Origin of the sequence: Agrobacterium genomosp. 2 str. CFBP 5494 (assembly GCF_900013495.1) — a bacterium.
Taxonomy (GTDB): domain Bacteria; phylum Pseudomonadota; class Alphaproteobacteria; order Rhizobiales; family Rhizobiaceae; genus Agrobacterium; species Agrobacterium pusense.
The window spans coordinates 49,997-66,209 of record NZ_LT009722.1; the positions used below are offsets into that span (position 1 = coordinate 49,997).

Below are 16,213 nucleotides of genomic sequence, written 5' to 3' on the forward strand. Positions count from 1 at the left end.
ACTTTCGGCGAATGCATCGGCGATTAATGGACGGTGCAGCTCTGGCCGGAGCAACTATTGCAACCGCTGCACCCTCTGCAGGCTACCGATTCCGGGTCGCCGTCGGGCCGCGGCCAGTAGGCGGCAGGAGCCGGCTCGTTGAACACCTCCTCGTAGTCAGTAAGAAAGGCGAGGTAGTGCTCGAAGGTTCCTTCTGACATCTGGCCTTCGACCTCCGGCACATGGTGCAGGAACCGGCCCGCCACGGCATCGCAGAAAGCGGCATATTCTCGAGTGAAGATGACGAAGGTATGCCACAGTTCGTCGACTGCGCCGGTCATTCCGTAGAATTTACCGTGCTGTGTCGCTGTCCCGCAAAGCGCGAGAAAGCGCAACATTTCGCGTCGATGATCCTTCGCGATCTCCATCGAAAGCCCTTCTTCCTTGCAATAGCGAGCAAGGATCGGCTCAAGAGCGAAGCTCTCGGCAACTTTGGTCCGCCGACGAGCGTCTTTGATAAAGTCGGGGATGGTTGAAGCATATCCGACTGTTTGCTTTGTCGCCGCATCGGCGTCAGCAGGTTGCATTCCAGCCGGGGCGCTGGCGACAGCATTGCGGTCTTCGATCGCTTCTTGAAGCATCGTTTCATCTCCTAATTTGTTCAACTCGATGGGGTCGTCAGTGTACGGTGCAGGAGCCTCCGCCACCGCAGCTACTGCAGGCGCTGCAACCCTTACAGGCGACCGACTCTGGATCGCCCTCGGGCCGCGGCCAGTAGGCGGCAGGAGCCGGCTCATTGAACACCGCCTCGTAGTCGGCGAGGAAGGCGAGGTAATGCTCGAAGGTGTTTGCGGACATCTGGCCCTCGACCTCCGGCACGTGATGCAGGAACCTCCCCGCCACGGCATCGCAGAAAGCAGCATATTCACGGGTGAAGATGACGAAGGTATGCCAAAGTTCGTCGACAGCGCCGGTCATCCCGTAGAATTTGCCGTGCTGTGTCGCTGTCCCGCAAAGCGCGAGAAAGCGCAACATTTCGCGTCGATGATCCTTCGCGATCTCCATCGAAAGCCCTTCTTCCTTGCAATAGCGGGCGAGGATCGGTTCGAGCGTGAAGCGATCTGCCATTTCGGCGCGCCGCCTTGCATCTTCGACGTAACCGGGAACAACCTGTGCATGGCCGCTGGCGATTGCTCCGGAACTGACTTTCTCCGGGGAGGTAACGGTTGATGGGGGTGGCATGGCAACAGCCTGCTCGCCCGGGATTTGCGTCTGGGTCATATCTTTCCTCCTTTTCACTGACCTTTTCAGTGGCTAGGAGATTTTGACACACGATTCTCAGAGGAAGAAGCGCCATCCCTATATTTTAATGAAATTAAACAAATATAATCATGATATAATTGTATTATATACTTGGCTCTTCCGGGTGTTTTCTACAAATAAGTGGTATCTATCTTTCAGTTTGGAAATATTGGCCCTTTGAAAATCTCTGTTTGTTCTGTATATCTTTGCGTACTCGCGATTTATAACCATCGCCTTCATGTCGCGGATATATTCCGCGATCAAAGCGATATCGTCCCTCAGTTGAAAAGTTTGGAATCGAAAGGGCCGGGTGCGCCTCAGCTCTCTAAGAAAGCAACCATAGAAGTGCTCCCTCAGCAGTCGAGACGCAAAAAGCTCCAAAGCTTCATCAACAGATCTAGCCGTAATGTTTTCGTCTTCGGCGATGCTCATGATAATTTCATCATCGGGTAGATTGTCTGCCGGCTTCGTTGCTATATTTATTCTCAAATTGAGCTGATAGATGTGGTAAATTATGTCATAACTGTCGACCAGCGTATTCAAGCTAATCAGGGAGGGCATAAAGCCTCTCGATCTGTTGTATTCCACCAGGTCTTCCGCCGAGAGACGGATTAACGCTTCTCTGACTGGAAGCGCGCTAACTTTATGGAATGTGGCTAAGCTCTGAATGTGGATGAACGAGTTTGCTGGAAGTCTGCCATCGAAGATTTGCTCTCTAATGGAGAGATACACATGATGGTCAGCGCTATTCAACCCGATCCCCTTTCCAGGTCCAAGGATTGCAAAGAGCGTTCAGCGATGGTCGAAGCTCACAATATGGGAGCTGGACACAAGATTTATATGCCGAACTACGCTGAAATTCAATTCCTTGTTTGTGTCGGGATAGCTGCCTAAACTTTAGCGTTATTTTTCAGCCGATGCGATGAGAGCACGATGCTTCTCACCATTTCGTTCCGTTGGGGTCTCGCATCAACATACAAGGAGCTACGGTTCCATCTCTTTTGTTTGATTCACGCTCTCGAAATTGCAATCTTGTTACGTTGCGGGATCGCCATTCGTTGCGGTAGCGGGATGGAATGGTAGTGTTTCGACCTCTGACACGCGGTGACCTTCTGGAGCTCCGAGGACGTTCGCCGATCGGGAGTTGCGACGCTGATTATCATTTTCCGAGGCCGACTTGGGCTGACCTACCGATTGCTGTTGTTGCAAATCTACCTATTCTGCGACTTGCAATAGCACTAAAACAAATGTCGCTCAAAACGAGGATTTTGCGGCGATTGCACACAAGACAGGTTCATGCGTCCATTCAACATTATTATCGCGGCCCTGGCCCTTTCACTTCTTCCAGTCGGGGCCAACGCTCAAACAACTCGACAGCAATTCACTGTGCCGACAGCCAGCGGCGCGGTTCTGGTCGAGAGCGTCGGAGGTTGCGCGAGCGCAATCTGCCCGGCCGTTCTGATCTTGAGCGGCAGCAGAGGGTTTGGAGCACCCGTTTATGACGAGATCGGCCAGACGTTCCGGGCGGCGGGCTTGAATCCCTACTTGGTTCATGTCCTGTCTCCGACCGACGTCGACGCCATCGCGAAAGCGGGCAGCGCGCGAGGGCGCATCGCCTATTATGCGCAGCGGTTGCCGGACTGGATTTCCGCCGTTCAAGGTGTAGCCGCCCATCTTGAGGGGCAATCGCGCCACGGCGGTAAGATCGGCGTTCTTGGAATCTCCCTTGGCGCGCAAATTGCTTCTGCGGCTTCGGCCGGGCGAAGCGACATTGACGCTCTGGTGCTGGTCGATGGCGGTTTCCCGAATGGCTATTCGCAGCCTGTCCGCTCATTGCCGCCCCTCCTTTTGATTTGGGGCAACGCCGACCAGACTTTTCCCGTGTCGATCGGCCGGGAGCTGCAAAGGTCGGCGCAGCAGCTTGGCGGGCCAGTTACGCTTGACGTTTATGAGGGCGGCGCGCACGACTTTTTCTTGAGATCGGGAACCCGGAACGCTAGCGCAGCTCACCAGCGCGCGGCCCATTTTCTGCTGTCGCATTTGTCGCGATAATCCCTAAGGTCCGCGAGGAAATCCTAGGCGTTAAATCACTAAGGAAATTTCCGTCGGAAAACTCAGACAAAAAAGTCGGAGCTTGTGACCAAGGCGTGCGGGCGCCAGCTATAGGAAGTCAGTCTTCCAGACGGTGGCGTAGTCGATAACCCCTTGCACGTTTTTGCCGGGCAAGGGCGAGGAAGAGGTCGACGGCGTCTTCTTCCCGGTCGAAATGGTGCTTCTTACTCTGCCCATTTTTTCCGATGCGCCCCCACGAGCGTACCAGGCACGCCTCTCCAAACAATGTCGTCGTAATTTCCAGCGTATAGTACCGCGCCATGTTTTTCGTGGCGTCGACGCGTTCAATATGAAGACGATAGGGCTGCGTGATCATGATCGCAGAATCCGAAATTCTTCACTTCGCGTCCAATGAGAGTTTTGAATCGAAAGAGCGCAAGTGATTCATTTCGTTGACGTGATCTGGGCGAGACGCCGCGGGCGCACGGCTCTAGCCGCATTGCGGCCCGAAGCCGCAAGCGGTCTCGCCCATTCGGGTGACGATCCTCTCGCCGAGTGCAAAGCACTTGCCAAACTAGCAGCCGACCGCCAAGCTCGGCGGGCAACAGGGGTTTTGACGGAATGACAGACGTAGACGATCTTCGCGATCTGGAAATTCGCATGCACGGCCTGGAACGGGCCGATGTCGTCTACACGCTCTATTATGATGAGACCAACAATCATCGAAAGCTGCATTTCACCGCGAACGGCTTGAATGTCAAAGATCCTGGCTGTTTCGTGCTGGCGGGTGTGGCAATCCCCGGCGGCGTTGCCGTACCGGACATTGAGGAGTTAAGGCGTGTTCTCTACCTGCAACCGACGACCGCAGAGATCAAGCTCACCCACGTGGCCAAGGGGGACTTCATTCAGGTCTTGCGCTCCCAACGTCTTGGTGACTTTCTCGACTGGATTGAGGCAAAAGGCCTCTTCATCCACTACCAATGCCTCGACCAACTCTACTGGTCGATCGTCGATATCGTCGACAGCGCGATTTCGGCAGCGGACCGGTTCGACTTGGCTCCCGTCCTCCCGCCATTGAAGGATATGTTGAACATCGCGCTCCGCCGCGACTTCAACACCACGCTGTCACTGTTTCGAGCCTTCAATTACCCGGCCATCGATCCGAAGGAAGGACCGCGATTTTACGAAGCCCTGAGAACAATCCTTCAGCGACAGGCTCGCCATCTCCATCCTGTTTATGGTCAGATGCTGGATGGTCTTTTTGAAGCAGCTGCCGAAGGCGACGAGTTTCCATTCATCGAAGGCACGCCGGAAGACGGACATGTTCTCATCGAAGGTTTTGACATCTTCTTCCGTCATCGCCTGACGATCCTGGGAAAGTCCGACCATGTCCTCGATGTAGAAGAGGTGGTGCGCGAGAAGTTTCAGTCGTTCCCTCTTCCTTCCAATATTACGTTTCGATTTTCCGATTCCAAGCTTGAGCCCATGATACAACTGTCGGATATCACCGCCGGTCTGCTGGGAAAATTCTTCAATTATCTCGTTCTCACCGACACGGCCAAGATCCGAAATGATGTGACTGCTCTCGATGAACGGCAAAAGTCGAACCTCGCAAAACTTGGCGCTCATCTCGCGCGCGCAGCAGCGGAGAACAGGGCGTTGGCACACCGCGTTATGAGTCTGACGGATATGGCGAAGTCGGACCTGCTGTTTCCCTAGCATGGATGCGCGGACTATCCGCCACCTCCATGGCATTTCTTGTATTTCTTTCCTGAACCACAGGGGCAAGGCTCGTTTCGGCCAATTCGCGTCCGTTGGCCTTGCGGGGCATTGTTGGTGATGGAGTCTCGAAAGGCCGCCATGCGCTGCTGGAGATTATCGGGAAGCTGCAGCTGGGGCGGAGGCCCGAAGCGCTTTAACTGCGCGATAATGCGCCGTTGCTCGGTGAGTTCGGCCCGTCCTTGTGGGGAGAGACCGGCTTCGTACGGCGCCAGTCTCTCCATTTCCAAGTCGGCCCGGGGAAAGTCGCCACAATAGGCGAGCACAACCGCGTAGTGCGAGCGAACCGGAATCATGTAGCTTGCGAGTTTCAGTTCCAGCAAATTGGGCAGAAGATTTGTTTCAATTATCTCACGCGCACCAATATAGTCATGTCTGTTCATAAACTCGTCGACGAGGTCCTGGCCGACCCGGATCAACGATTCGGGCGAGTTCGCCATCGCATAAAATTTTATGGCGTGCAGGCGAGCGAAGGGCGAGATCTGACCCTGCGCCGTCTTGATTTTTGCCAGAAGATCCAGGCAGTCGGCGAGGTGCTTGATGTCGTCCTCGACAGTAGGCGTCTTGGTCAGGAGGGGATATAGCTGCGGAGGGTTGAGACCGACAACCGTCTCCGGCCTGATGCCCAGCAGTTTGAAATATTCGTCCATAACCTGCAGGATCTGAGATTCTGCAACGTCGTATTCGCCCAGAAAGAACATTGAAGATGCGACGTTGTAACGAAAGATCCGGCTGTGGGCGGGTGTGTTTCGAAGGCCAGCCCGCACGCTGTTCATCAATCTTTTCGCGCCTTCCGCATCTCCCTCCTGCGCAAGAAGTGTCATTTCCTTCATTCCCACAGCCAAGCGCTCGTCACCACCAAGCTCGAACTGCTCAGTCAGGCGCTTCATCTCGTCTATGTGTTTTCGAGGGTTGCCTGTGTGTTTGCGCATTTCGTTGAAAACGATGCCATCCAGTGCCCAGAACCTGGACTCAGCGTCAACATCGTCAGCGAATGCCGCTGCCATCAGATGCGGCTCGATGATTGGCCACAAGCCCATTTCGTGAAAGACTTCATCGGTTCCGAACTGCACGAGCGTCTTTATCTCGCCCGCCTCGCCCAGCATCCGGATGTAAAGTGCGACCTTTCTGTATTCCCATCGCTTCCGGATCGAACCTGCGAGAACATCCTTAAGCGCCACGCGGGCGGTGTGAGCTTTGACATCGCCCAGTTCCTGGAGCCGGCTACGGCCCACGAGTCTCGCCGCATCGTGGGCCTTGAGCGCATCACTTCCGAACGTCTGCACCAAACCTGCTGTCCGCAGGCGCCGGAGGCTGGCGGCAAGTTCTGTCGGGTTCGTGCCGAACACGGCGTTGGCGTAAGCCGCAACCTCGTCACGGGACAATGCAATGTCGCTCAGGCTGAGAATTGCCAGCAGACGGCCTGCCGTCTCTGGAAGAGCGTCGATTACGTGAGCAAGAATGAATTCTTGCGCCGTCTCGACTGTGTGGACAAGACCTGCCAGCTTGTTGCAGAATTCTGCGAGCGATCCCGCATGTTCTGTTCTCGCGATCTCGACGGCGTTCTGAATGTAGAGCGGCAGTCCTCCAGTCTGGTCGAGCAGCATCTGGCAGGATGCCGGATCTGCGACACACGAATTTGATGCAGCTTCCGCCGCGATCGTATCCACCGACCAACCTACAAGCGTTTCTTCGCCGATCTGAAGGAGCGCGGCGAGTTCCTGTGTGTTCCGGCCGGGCTGGCCAAGAAGAACAAAACCGAACCCCTTTGCCGCGCGAATGCATGCCGCCACATCAGCCGCCGGCGGCTTGTGTGCATTGTCAAAAACGATCGTGACGGGCTCGTCGGCTGTCTGCTCCCTTCCGATCGACTGAAGGATCTCCGCGCCGGACGCGCCGGGCAGAAGCACCTCACCCAGGCCTCCGCTCTCCTGATAGATTCGGGCGGCAACTTCTCGTGCAAGCCCCGCAGCCAGGCCTCCCCCTGGAATGTCCTGCGCGTCGAAATAGATGAATGTGCCTGCCGTATGCAGGGCCGCATTCGCTGCCCACGATGTTTTGCCCGAACCGGAATATCCCGTAATCATTCTGATCGGTCCATGCCCCGTCAGAGATGGCTCGTCTTCCTGCTCGCGGTATGGGCTCGGAGGGGCTGGAAAGTCCTGAAGCTGGATCACCAACTGCTCGAAGAGTTTCGGCAGCTCGGTGGAGCGGAACTGGTGATCGGTTCTTGGTGGCTGGCCTGCCGCTGCGAGCGTGACGACTCCGGCAAGCTTCCACATCAGCGTGTCAGGTGTCAGAACCGCAAATGGCAGCCGTTCGGCCAAGGCTCTGACATGGTCGGCCATGTCGATCACATTCGGCCTTGGCCAGGGGAGCACATTGTCGGACCGGGATCGCCCGTCCGGCCACTCGATCGTGACATCAGCTGGCCAGCCCGGGTCGTTCATCTGTTCGATCAGCGAAGGTCGCGGTGGTGCGCTGCTTGCAATGACAAAACGCGCGGATCCGGCGCGCGTGCCGTCCTCATGCAGGGCACGATAGGAAGCAAAGCGATCCATCGCATCCGAAATATCCGACCAGCCCAGGATATCCGCGCGGAGCTTAACTTGCACATAGATGTGGCCTGTGTCGGACAGGATCTCCAGATCCTCATCGCTCTCGACCAGCACAGACGAAACCTTGAACTCGGCGGCGCGCAGAAGAACCGCTGCAACATAAAGATGCTGATACAAAAAACCGCGATGCGTCGCTTCGATGCGGCCGAGCTGGACCGCGTCGACAACAGTTGGGCCCGTTTCTCCATTACGTTTCGTCATGTGCTTCCCCCCGTTGCCACGCCGCCTCAAACCAGTAGCGCATATGCCGGGTCTCGGACAGCAGGACTATCGCCAAGGGCCAAATGGGGCGACCGACTTTAACCTTCGGTTCGCTCGCACCAGCTTTGCCGCGGCCCTCCCCATGGGCGGGCTAGGCCTTCATCGATCAAGATATCGCCGATGGACCGTCCTGCCCTTGTGACAAGGCGAAGTCTTCGTCCGTATTGATCCTCATCCCGGTCTACCGTCGCTAATGAAAAACTGCCTTGATTGAGAAGTGATAGAAGACGCTGCTTGGCTGCTTCACCATTCTCCCGTTCGTAAGGGCAACGGGGCGGGCTCAGTTCAGGCGCGTCGATATCCGCGATCCTGATTTTCTGGCGCTGAAACCAGAACGTATCTCCGTCGACCACGCAGCTCACGCGTCGCCCTTCTCCGCAAATCGTGAAGGTGGCAGACATGCTGTCTGAAGAGCGCGTCTGCGCTTCACCCCGCGCGGCGATCGTTCCGAAGATCATCGCCAAGGTAACCGCGAACACAGCATTGGTTACGTTCCTGGTCATTACTCTTGATCTGCCTGGCGTTGATCGAACACCCCATGCGGCAAAGCAGCCGGACGATGGAAAGGGTTTTGCATTACACAGGTTTTCATATCGTTCCGCCGAAACCAGATCGCCCGACCGCACCGCAATGGCGCATTGCCGGCAGTGAATACGATCTGCTCGTCGGCGCGCATTCTCAAGACCTCGTGCGGCTGGATGAGAGGCCGTGATGCGAGTTGCTTCGAACGCGTCCGCGATGAGCCGCGCGACTGAAAACTGCGGCTGACCTGGTCAATCTCGACCGTGGTCGTGCCGCAGCGACGCGAAATGTAATCGGCCGTCTCGGGGTCGTTGATCGCTGCAAACGAGATCCAGCTGGCGCTCTCGAACCACTTGCTTGACGCATCGCGTCCGCCATATGTTTCGCGCAGCTGGCCAATCGACTGGTAGATCATGGTGAGGGTGATACCGTATTTCCGGCCGGCATCGCGGGCCGTTTCAAGCACCCGCATGTAGCCGAGCCTTGCGGCCTCATCAAGGAGGAACAATGTTCGGCTCTTCATAGCACCATTGCGGTTGTAGATAGCGTTGAGGAACGAGCCGATCACAACGCGTGCCAGGCCGGCATGCGTCTCCAAGGTCTTGAGGTCGATGTTTATGAAGACGTCCGTATCGCCGTTCGCCAGAGCATCGGTTGAAAAGTTGGAGCCGGACACTAACGCGCCGAAATTCGTGTAGCTCAGCCAGTGCGTCTCTTTGATCGCGTTCGCATAAACGCCAGAGAAGGTTTCAGGTGTCATGTTCACGAATGCCGCGACATTCTCCTTCACGAAGTCGGAGGCGGAATTGTCGTAAATCTCCTGCAGCCGGGCACGCAGCTTCGGCTCCGGCTCGGACAGGTTGGCTCTGACCTGCCGCAATGTCTGGTCCTTTTCATCCGTATGACCGGAGAGGCAGACGTCGGCGATCATCGCCGTCAACAGTTGGAGACCGGATGCACGGAAAAAATCATCGCGAACACCTGTCGCGCGGCCGCTATCACTCATGATCCAGGATGCGACAGCCGCAATATCCTCTTCCCGGGTGCCGCCGTGGCGGCCGATCCAATCAAGTGCGTTGAATCCGGAACCGGCAATCTTCGGGTCGAGCACGATCACGCGCCGACCTGACTTGCGCCGGTGATCCATGACCATCGGCGCCACCTCGTTCGACGGGTCGAGCACGACAAGTGAGCCGCCCCATTTGAGCGCGGTCGGCACAGTCACCGAAGTGGTCTTGAAGCCACCAGACCCGGCAAACACGATCCCGTGCGACGAACCAAAGGAACCGTCGAAGCACAGAAGAGGCGCCGACCCGCCTCTGCCCCAGGTGGCCGGCTCGGCCGCACGGAAAGAGACGGCGGCCGGACTATCGCGGTCAACGCGATATCGTTCGCCGATGACGATGCCACCCGTTTCAGGAAGCAGTTTTTCCGCTTCCTGCATCGACATCCAGTCAGCCTCCCCATGGAGCGCGCGTCTCCCCCGAATGCGCTTCGGTTCGCTCCGCGCAAAAGCGGCGTTCCCCATTCTGACGACGCGCAGCGCAAAGAATGTTGCGAGGATCGCAAGCCCCCCGCCCAGGACTGTCGACGGGTCCGCATAGGACATCGCTGACTGTCCTGCGGGCACCTGACTTGCAAAGCTCAGCAGCCGCGCTCCCTCCCTGAACGCCCCGACAAGAACGACGCCCAGCCCCCCGGTGGCCACGCTCCATCCTGCGGTCCTGATGTCGATCGATCCCCTCGCTCCGAACAAGAAGATGACACCGCAAGCAGCCGCGAGCGCATAAGGTAGCGCAAGTCCGATCCGGCCAAGCATTACCTGCCCCTCGCTGGTCGTGCCGAAACCCGCAACCCAGTGCTCGATACCTGGTACTGCGAAGACAACAGCAAGCATCGCGACGGCGGGAGCGGCGGCGAGGAAGATCTTTTTAGGCGTCATCAGTGAAAGCCTTTGCTCCGATCTCCGTCAGGCGAGACCGCTCCCCCTCGTCCGCCTTGATCCGTTGGCCAGCGTCGATCAACAGGCCAAGCAGAAGCGCTCTCTTCTCGTATCGCAAGCCCGCCTTGACGATCAGTCCGCCAAGCTCGATCTTCTCCCGCGCGTCTTTTTTTCGGGCTTCGACTGTGGTCATCCGCTGCATCCGTTCAGCCCTCAGAAGACTGGCCCGCAGCATCGCCAGTGCCGTTCGGCGGCGTGGCGGGACCTTTTCGCCCGTGAGCGGATTTCGTCTCGCGCCGAAACCGCGCCGCTACCTCTTCGAGCGCTGCAACAAGCTCCCCCTCCTCGACCTCGATCTCGCCAAGGCCCGCGCGCAAGGCGATACGGCCGATGCGTTCGGCGTCGCGCGTTTCTGCCAGCTTGAGCTGCTCCTGCAGGCGCGCGATTTCTTCACGGATTTTCGCTGTAGGCTTTTTCATAGGCGTTCGCTTCCTCTCAACTGCTGGTCTGATGAGGCCGAAGCCTGCACCAAGTCTTCTTCCGCTGGAAAGGTGCAATTTTGCACCTCGCCAAAGCGTCAGCTTTTGGCGAATGATCCCGCCGTTCCGAAGGAGCGGATCAAAGGGCGCAATTATACGTCGCTGCCGCGACGTGCTGTTGAAGATGCCCCGGCGGGGCCGCGCCTCTGAGAGAACGCCTTGATTTTACTCGCGATAAAAAGGACTTCGCGCCGTGGCCGTTCCGCATTTCTCAGTCAGCATCGTCGCACGCGGCTCGGGCCGCAGTGCCGTGCTGTCGGCGGCTTATCGGCACTGCGCCAAGATGGAGTTCGAGCGCGAAGCACGGACGATCGACTACACCCGCAAGCTTGGCCTCATCCACGAGGAGTTCGTCATTCCCGAGGATGCTCCAGCATGGGTGCGGGCGATGATTGCGGACCGATCGATATCGGGCGCCTCCGAAGTGTTCTGGAACAAGGTCGAGGCTTTTGAGAAACGTGCTGATGCGCAGCTCGCCAAGGACGTCACGATCGCTCTCCCGATCGAACTTACCGCGGACCAGAACATCGCCCTTGTCCGCGATTTCGTCGAACGGCATGTCACCGCCAAGGGCATGGTCGCCGACTGGGTTTTCCACGACGCGCCCGGCAATCCGCATATCCACCTGATGACAACACTGCGGCCCCTGACGGAAGATGGTTTCGGAGCTAAAAAGGTGGCGGTTATCGGGCCGGATGGCAAGCCGGTTCGAAACGACGCCGGCAAGATCGTTTACGAACTTTGGGCCGGCAGTGCCGACGATTTCAACGTGTTTCGGGACGGATGGTTCGCCTGCCATAACCGGCATCTGGCGCTTGCCGGAATGGACATCCGCATAGACGGGCGCTCCTTCGAAAAGCAGGGTATCGAGCTCACGCCGACGATTCATCTCGGCGTCGGAACCAAAGCGATCGAACGGAAAGCGCAGGATGCCAAGATCGGCCTTGCCTTGGAACGGCTTGAGCTGCAGGAGGAGCGGCGGGCGCAGAACGCCCGGCGGATTCAACGCCATCCAGAGATCGTGCTCGACCTGGTCACACGAGAAAAAAGCGTCTTCGACGAACGCGATATCGCCAAGATCCTCTATCGCTATATCGACGATGTCGCGCTTTTTCAAACCCTGATGGTGCGGATCCTGCAAAGCCCGCAGACGCTCCGGCTGGATCGCGAGCGCATGGACCTCGTGACGGGTGTGAAAGCACCGGCAAAATACACGACGCGCGAGCTGATCCGGATCGAAGCCGAGATGGCAAACCGGGCGATCTGGCTGTCGCAGCGCTCGTCTCACCGCGTCAGGGACCTGGTTCTCAAGTCCGTCTTCGCCCGCCATGAGCGCCTGTCGGACGAGCAGAGAACAGCGATCGAGCATGTGGCAGGACACGAGAGGATCGCGGCTGTGATCGGTCGCGCAGGTGCGGGCAAGACGACGATGATGAAGGCGGCCCGCGAGGCCTGGGAAAGCGCCGGTTATCGCGTCGTCGGCGGTGCCCTCGCCGGAAAGGCGGCCGAAGGACTTTCGAGCGAAGCGGGGATTGCCTCGCGCACCTTATCGTCCTGGCAATTGCGCTGGAGCCAAGGTCGCAGCCAACTCGACGACAGAACCGTCTTCGTCCTCGACGAGGCCGGAATGGTTTCGTCCCGGCAGATGGCGCTCTTCGTTGAAGTTGCAACAAAGGCCGGCGCGAAGCTTGTCCTGGTCGGAGATCCAGAACAGCTCCAGCCGATCGAAGCGGGTGCGGCCTTCCGCGCGATCGCCGACCGCATCGGTTACGCCGAACTGGAGACCATCTATCGCCAGCGCGAGCGATGGATGCGCGACGCGTCACTCGATCTCGCCCGAGGCAGGGTCGGAAAAGCGGTCGATGCCTATCGCGCCAATGGAAAGCTGATGGGCTCAGAGCTGAAGACGGATGCCGTCATCAATTTGATCTCCGACTGGAGCCGCGATTACGATCCGACCAAGTCTTCACTAATCCTTGCCCATCTGCGTCGCGATATCCGGATGCTGAACCAGCTGGCACGGGGGAAACTGGTCGACAGGGGGATTATTGATATCGGCCACTCGTTCAAAACTGCGGACGGGAACCGAAATTTTGCCGCCGGTGATCAGGTCGTATTCCTCAAGAATGAGGGTTCGCTTGGCGTCAAGAATGGCATGTTGGCGAAAGTCGTGGATGCCGCCCCGGGTCGCCTCGTCGTGCAGATCGGTGGTGCTGGAAACCCTCGGCTGGTCACCGTCGAGCAGCGCTTCTACAACAACATCGATCATGGCTATGCCACGACCGTCCACAAAAGCCAGGGCGCCACCGTCGATCACGTCAAGGTGCTAGCTTCCCTCTCGCTTGATCGTCATCTGACCTATGTGGCGATGACGCGCCACCGCGAGGATCTCGCAGTCTATTATGGGCGGAGATCCTTCGCCAAGGCTGGCGGTCTCGTGCCGATCCTGTCCCGCTCCAATGCGAAGGAAACGACGCTGGACTATGCCGCTGGCCGGTTCTACGCCCAGGCGCTTCGCTTTGCCGAAGCCCGCGGTCTCCACCTCGTCAATATCGCCCGCACGATCGCGCACGACCAGCTCCGATGGACCATTCGCCAATCGTCGAGGCTCGCCGAGCTTGGCGTTCGTCTTGCTGCTGTGGCCGCCAAACTCGGTTTGGGGACAACAAAGCTCGACCCATCCACCTCAGCCGCGATCAAGGAGGGAAAGCCCATGGTGTCCGGTACGACGATCTTCCCGCATTCGATCGGTCAGGCGATCGAAGACAAGCTTTCAGCCGACCCTGCCCTGAAGGCGGATTGGCAAGAGGTCTCCGCGCGCTTCCATCATATCTATGCCGACCCGCAGGCAGCGTTCAAAGCAGTCAACGTCGACGCCATGCTGGTCGATGGGGCCGCCGCGAAGGCAACGATCATCAAGATCGCCGAGCAGCCTGAAAGCTTCGGATCGCTGAAAGGAAAGACCGGCTTGTTTGCCGGCCGCGCCGATCGACAGGCGCGAGACAACGCCCTCATCAATGCTCCCGCGCTTGCCCGCGATCTTGAGAGTTTTATTTCAAAGCGGTCGGAAGCCGCAACCCGATACGAAGCCGAGGAACGGGCTCTTCGCAGCAAGCTCTCGCTCGATATTCCTGCCTTGTCTGCCTCGGCGCACCAGGTTCTCGAGCGGGTGCGCGATGCAATCGATCGAAACGACCTGCCAGCCGGCCTCGAATACGCCCTTGCCGATAAAATGGTAAAAGCTGAACTGGAAGGGTTCGCCAAGATCGTGGCGGAGCGCTTTGGGGAGCGAGCCTTCCTTCCTCTTGCTGCCAAGACCGCTGACGGAAAAGCGTTCAAATCTTTGTCCGTGGGGATGCAGCAAGCGCAAAAGAGCGAGCTTAGATCAGCCTGGGACACAATGCGGACGGTTCAGCAACTCGCCGCCCACGAGCGATCGGCCGTCGCCTTGAAGCATGCGGAAACGCTTCGCCAGACCCAGTCAAAGGGGCTGTCGCTGAAATGATCGAAACCACGACTTACCAACGTCAACAACGTGGGGCTCTCCTCCTCCTTGCTGCGTTCGCGGGCTTCATACTCATCGTGTCTGTGGGCGGGCTCGCCGGCCGGCTGCGGGTTAACACCACGCCAAGCGAGCCGCTTGGAATCTGGCGAATCGTGTTGCTTGATCGTGCCGCTCAGGTCGGCGACACCGTATTCGTTTGCCTTCCCACAACCGCAACCGTCATGGACGGGAAGACCAGAGGCTATCTGCGACCAGGGCTATGTCCGGGTGGCTTCGGCCCGCTGATCAAAACCATCATAGCTGTTGGCGGCCAGCAGGTTGATGTCGCCTCCGGCGTGAGCGTGGATGGACGCGTCATTCCCTCGTCGCGACCTCTAGCCCGCGACGGTCGAGGCCGTCCGCTACGACCGTATGAAGGCGGCGTGGTTCCGGCCCGCTCGATCTTTCTCCATTCGGCTTTCTCAGGGTCCTGGGACTCGCGATATTTCGGGCCGATTCCCGAAGAGGGCATTCTCGGTCTGGCGAGCGAGGTGCTGACCTTTGCGCCATGAATGCCAGCTCGCTCTCGCCCTCATCGTTGCGTCAGGAGCTGTCGGTTTCATCGCCTGGAGCGGCCAGGCCTCGGCACTTCCTTTGTCAGCGGCCTTTCCGCTAATCTGGTCATTGGCGCCAAGACGGCATTGCGCGGCAGCTGTATCCACAGCCTACTTCCTCGCCGCATCGCGCGGACTGCCACAGGGCGTCGCCGCATTCTACCAGTCGGATCTCTGGCCGGGTTTGATCCTTTGGATTGCCGCTTCCACCGGGTTCGTGTTTGTCCATACAGTCGTGTGGACGCCACACGCTGGGTGGCGGAGGGCCCTACGGTACTTCGCGGCCATATTGCTGATGGCTGTGCCCCCTTTCGGCATCGTCGGATGGGCCCATCCGATCACGGCCGCAGGCATCCTGTTCCCCGGGTGGGGCTGGGGCGGGCTTGTGTCAATGGCGGCCGGCCTCGTGATTATGTCGACACGATGCTGGCCAGCTGCGGCCTTCGCCTTCGCAGGCCTATGGCTTGGACCGGCTGCATTGGCGACAGACCGGGAAGATTGGCCCAAAAGCTGGCAAGCAGTCGACCTGCAGCTCGGTAGCAGTCTCGGCCGGGATGGAAGTCTTTCTCGCCATCGTGATCTCGCCGCGACAGTCTTCGATCAACACGTTTCCGGCCGTTCCATCGTGGTGTTGCCCGAGAGCGCACTAGGCTTATGGACATCCTCGGTGGATCGTTTGTGGCGCCAGCAGCTATCGGGAACCGGCCTTACAGTCGTCGCAGGCGCAGCGATGATCAACGCCGAAGGATACGACAATATCCTCGTACGGATCTCGGCCGAGAGCAGCGAAATTCTCTATCGTGAGCGAATGCCGGTCCCAGGCTCGATGTGGCAGCCGTGGCTTCCGCTGATCGGCAAAGGCAGCGGCGCCCGGGCACATTTCTTCGCAAATCCGGTGGCCGAGGTGCTCGGATATCGGGTTGCACCGCTCATTTGCTACGAGCAGCTGATCGTTTGGCCCGTTCTCCAGTCGATGTTGCACGATCCCGACCTCATAGTCGCGGTCGGAAACGGATGGTGGACCAAGGGGACAAGTATCGTCTCAATCCAACGCGCCAGCGCTGAGGCTTGGGCTCGCTTGTTCGGCAAGCCGCTCGTGATGTCTTTCAACACGTGATTTG

14 protein-coding genes are annotated in these 16,213 nt (G+C 58.3%); 5 read left to right on the forward strand and 9 right to left on the reverse strand.

The window, feature by feature from the left end; genetic code table 11:
• Window positions 1-23: 23 nt before the first annotated feature.
• The 3 genes from AGR2A_RS28180 to AGR2A_RS28190 form a co-directional block, all read right to left on the reverse strand.
• Window positions 24-620 carry a glycine-rich domain-containing protein gene (locus tag AGR2A_RS28180; RefSeq protein WP_080823875.1) on the reverse strand — a complete coding sequence of 199 codons (597 nt, stop codon included), beginning with the start codon at window positions 618-620 and terminating at the stop codon, window positions 24-26.
• A 37-nt stretch (window positions 621-657) separates the two neighbouring features.
• Window positions 658-1,260, reverse strand: a complete 603-nt coding sequence (locus AGR2A_RS28185; protein ID WP_080823876.1) for a glycine-rich domain-containing protein — start codon at window positions 1,258-1,260, stop codon at window positions 658-660.
• Between the two features lie 108 nt (window positions 1,261-1,368).
• Window positions 1,369-2,034, reverse strand: coding sequence for a GntR family transcriptional regulator (locus AGR2A_RS28190; RefSeq protein ID WP_167378264.1), 666 nt, complete (start codon window positions 2,032-2,034; stop codon window positions 1,369-1,371).
• Window positions 2,035-2,577: 543 nt separating this feature from the next.
• Here AGR2A_RS28190 and AGR2A_RS28195 point away from each other — a divergent pair.
• Complete coding sequence (locus tag AGR2A_RS28195) at window positions 2,578-3,333, forward strand: dienelactone hydrolase family protein (protein WP_080823878.1); 756 nt, start codon at window positions 2,578-2,580, stop codon at window positions 3,331-3,333.
• Window positions 3,334-3,451: 118 nt separating this feature from the next.
• Here AGR2A_RS28195 and AGR2A_RS28200 read toward each other — a convergent pair whose 3' ends face one another.
• The gene (locus AGR2A_RS28200; RefSeq protein WP_080823879.1) at window positions 3,452-3,709 is read right to left on the reverse strand and encodes a WGR domain-containing protein; all 258 of its coding nucleotides are present in this window, start codon (window positions 3,707-3,709) and stop codon (window positions 3,452-3,454) included.
• A gap of 245 nt (window positions 3,710-3,954) precedes the next feature.
• Here AGR2A_RS28200 and AGR2A_RS28205 point away from each other — a divergent pair, with 245 nt between their 5' ends.
• On the forward strand, window positions 3,955-5,052 hold the full coding sequence (locus AGR2A_RS28205; RefSeq protein WP_080823880.1) for a DUF3800 domain-containing protein: 1,098 nt from the start codon (window positions 3,955-3,957) through the stop codon (window positions 5,050-5,052).
• Between the two features lie 14 nt (window positions 5,053-5,066).
• Here AGR2A_RS28205 and AGR2A_RS28210 read toward each other — a convergent pair whose 3' ends face one another.
• The 5 genes from AGR2A_RS28210 to traC all read right to left on the reverse strand — a co-directional run bounded on the left by AGR2A_RS28210 (window position 5,067) and on the right by traC (window position 10,934).
• Window positions 5,067-7,931 carry an SEC-C metal-binding domain-containing protein gene (locus AGR2A_RS28210; protein WP_080823881.1) on the reverse strand — a complete coding sequence of 955 codons (2,865 nt, stop codon included), beginning with the start codon at window positions 7,929-7,931 and terminating at the stop codon, window positions 5,067-5,069.
• Between the two features lie 98 nt (window positions 7,932-8,029).
• A complete protein-coding gene (locus tag AGR2A_RS28215; protein ID WP_234899600.1) occupies window positions 8,030-8,449 on the reverse strand; it encodes a thermonuclease family protein in 420 nt (139 codons plus the stop codon).
• 44 nt (window positions 8,450-8,493) lie between these two features.
• Entirely contained in the window at window positions 8,494-10,455 is a 1,962-nt protein-coding gene (gene traG, locus AGR2A_RS28220; protein WP_080823883.1) for a Ti-type conjugative transfer system protein TraG, read from the reverse strand.
• Complete coding sequence (gene traD / locus AGR2A_RS28225; protein WP_080823884.1) at window positions 10,445-10,657, reverse strand: type IV conjugative transfer system coupling protein TraD; 213 nt, start codon at window positions 10,655-10,657, stop codon at window positions 10,445-10,447. The genes traG and traD overlap by 11 nt, the downstream gene beginning before the upstream one ends.
• A gap of 4 nt (window positions 10,658-10,661) precedes the next feature.
• Window positions 10,662-10,934: a conjugal transfer protein TraC gene (gene traC, locus AGR2A_RS28230; RefSeq protein ID WP_003501743.1), complete on the reverse strand. Its 273-nt coding sequence runs from the start codon at window positions 10,932-10,934 to the stop codon at window positions 10,662-10,664.
• A gap of 253 nt (window positions 10,935-11,187) precedes the next feature.
• On the opposite strand from traC, the gene traA reads away from it, so the two are divergent.
• Genes traA through AGR2A_RS28245 form a run of 3 tightly spaced genes read left to right on the forward strand, consistent with a single transcriptional unit; the run spans window position 11,188 to window position 16,209 of the window.
• The gene (gene traA / locus AGR2A_RS28235; protein WP_080823885.1) at window positions 11,188-14,499 is read left to right on the forward strand and encodes a Ti-type conjugative transfer relaxase TraA; all 3,312 of its coding nucleotides are present in this window, start codon (window positions 11,188-11,190) and stop codon (window positions 14,497-14,499) included.
• A complete protein-coding gene (traF, locus tag AGR2A_RS28240; protein WP_080823886.1) occupies window positions 14,496-15,050 on the forward strand; it encodes a conjugative transfer signal peptidase TraF in 555 nt (184 codons plus the stop codon). Before traA ends, traF begins: the two co-directional genes overlap by 4 nt.
• On the forward strand, window positions 15,040-16,209 hold the full coding sequence (locus AGR2A_RS28245) for a conjugal transfer protein TraB (protein WP_080823887.1): 1,170 nt from the start codon (window positions 15,040-15,042) through the stop codon (window positions 16,207-16,209). The genes traF and AGR2A_RS28245 overlap by 11 nt, the downstream gene beginning before the upstream one ends.
• Window positions 16,210-16,213 lie beyond the last annotated feature (4 nt).

Bases quoted from the DNA above. Each gene is read 5' to 3' on its own strand.
- traC (WP_003501743.1), bottom strand. From the start codon at position 10,934: ATGAAAAAGCCTACAGCGAAAATCCGTGAAGAAATCGCGCGCCTGCAG.
- AGR2A_RS28215 (WP_234899600.1), bottom strand. From the start codon at position 8,449: ATGATCTTCGGAACGATCGCCGCGCGGGGTGAAGCGCAGACGCGCTCT.
- traG (WP_080823883.1), bottom strand. From the start codon at position 10,455: ATGACGCCTAAAAAGATCTTCCTCGCCGCCGCTCCCGCCGTCGCGATG.
- AGR2A_RS28185 (WP_080823876.1), bottom strand. From the start codon at position 1,260: ATGACCCAGACGCAAATCCCGGGCGAGCAGGCTGTTGCCATGCCACCC.
- traD (WP_080823884.1), bottom strand. From the start codon at position 10,657: ATGCAGCGGATGACCACAGTCGAAGCCCGAAAAAAAGACGCGCGGGAG.
- AGR2A_RS28210 (WP_080823881.1), bottom strand. From the start codon at position 7,931: ATGACGAAACGTAATGGAGAAACGGGCCCAACTGTTGTCGACGCGGTC.
- traF (WP_080823886.1), top strand. From the start codon at position 14,496: ATGATCGAAACCACGACTTACCAACGTCAACAACGTGGGGCTCTCCTC.
- AGR2A_RS28205 (WP_080823880.1), top strand. From the start codon at position 3,955: ATGACAGACGTAGACGATCTTCGCGATCTGGAAATTCGCATGCACGGC.
- AGR2A_RS28200 (WP_080823879.1), bottom strand. From the start codon at position 3,709: ATGATCACGCAGCCCTATCGTCTTCATATTGAACGCGTCGACGCCACG.
- AGR2A_RS28180 (WP_080823875.1), bottom strand. From the start codon at position 620: ATGCTTCAAGAAGCGATCGAAGACCGCAATGCTGTCGCCAGCGCCCCG.
- AGR2A_RS28195 (WP_080823878.1), top strand. From the start codon at position 2,578: ATGCGTCCATTCAACATTATTATCGCGGCCCTGGCCCTTTCACTTCTT.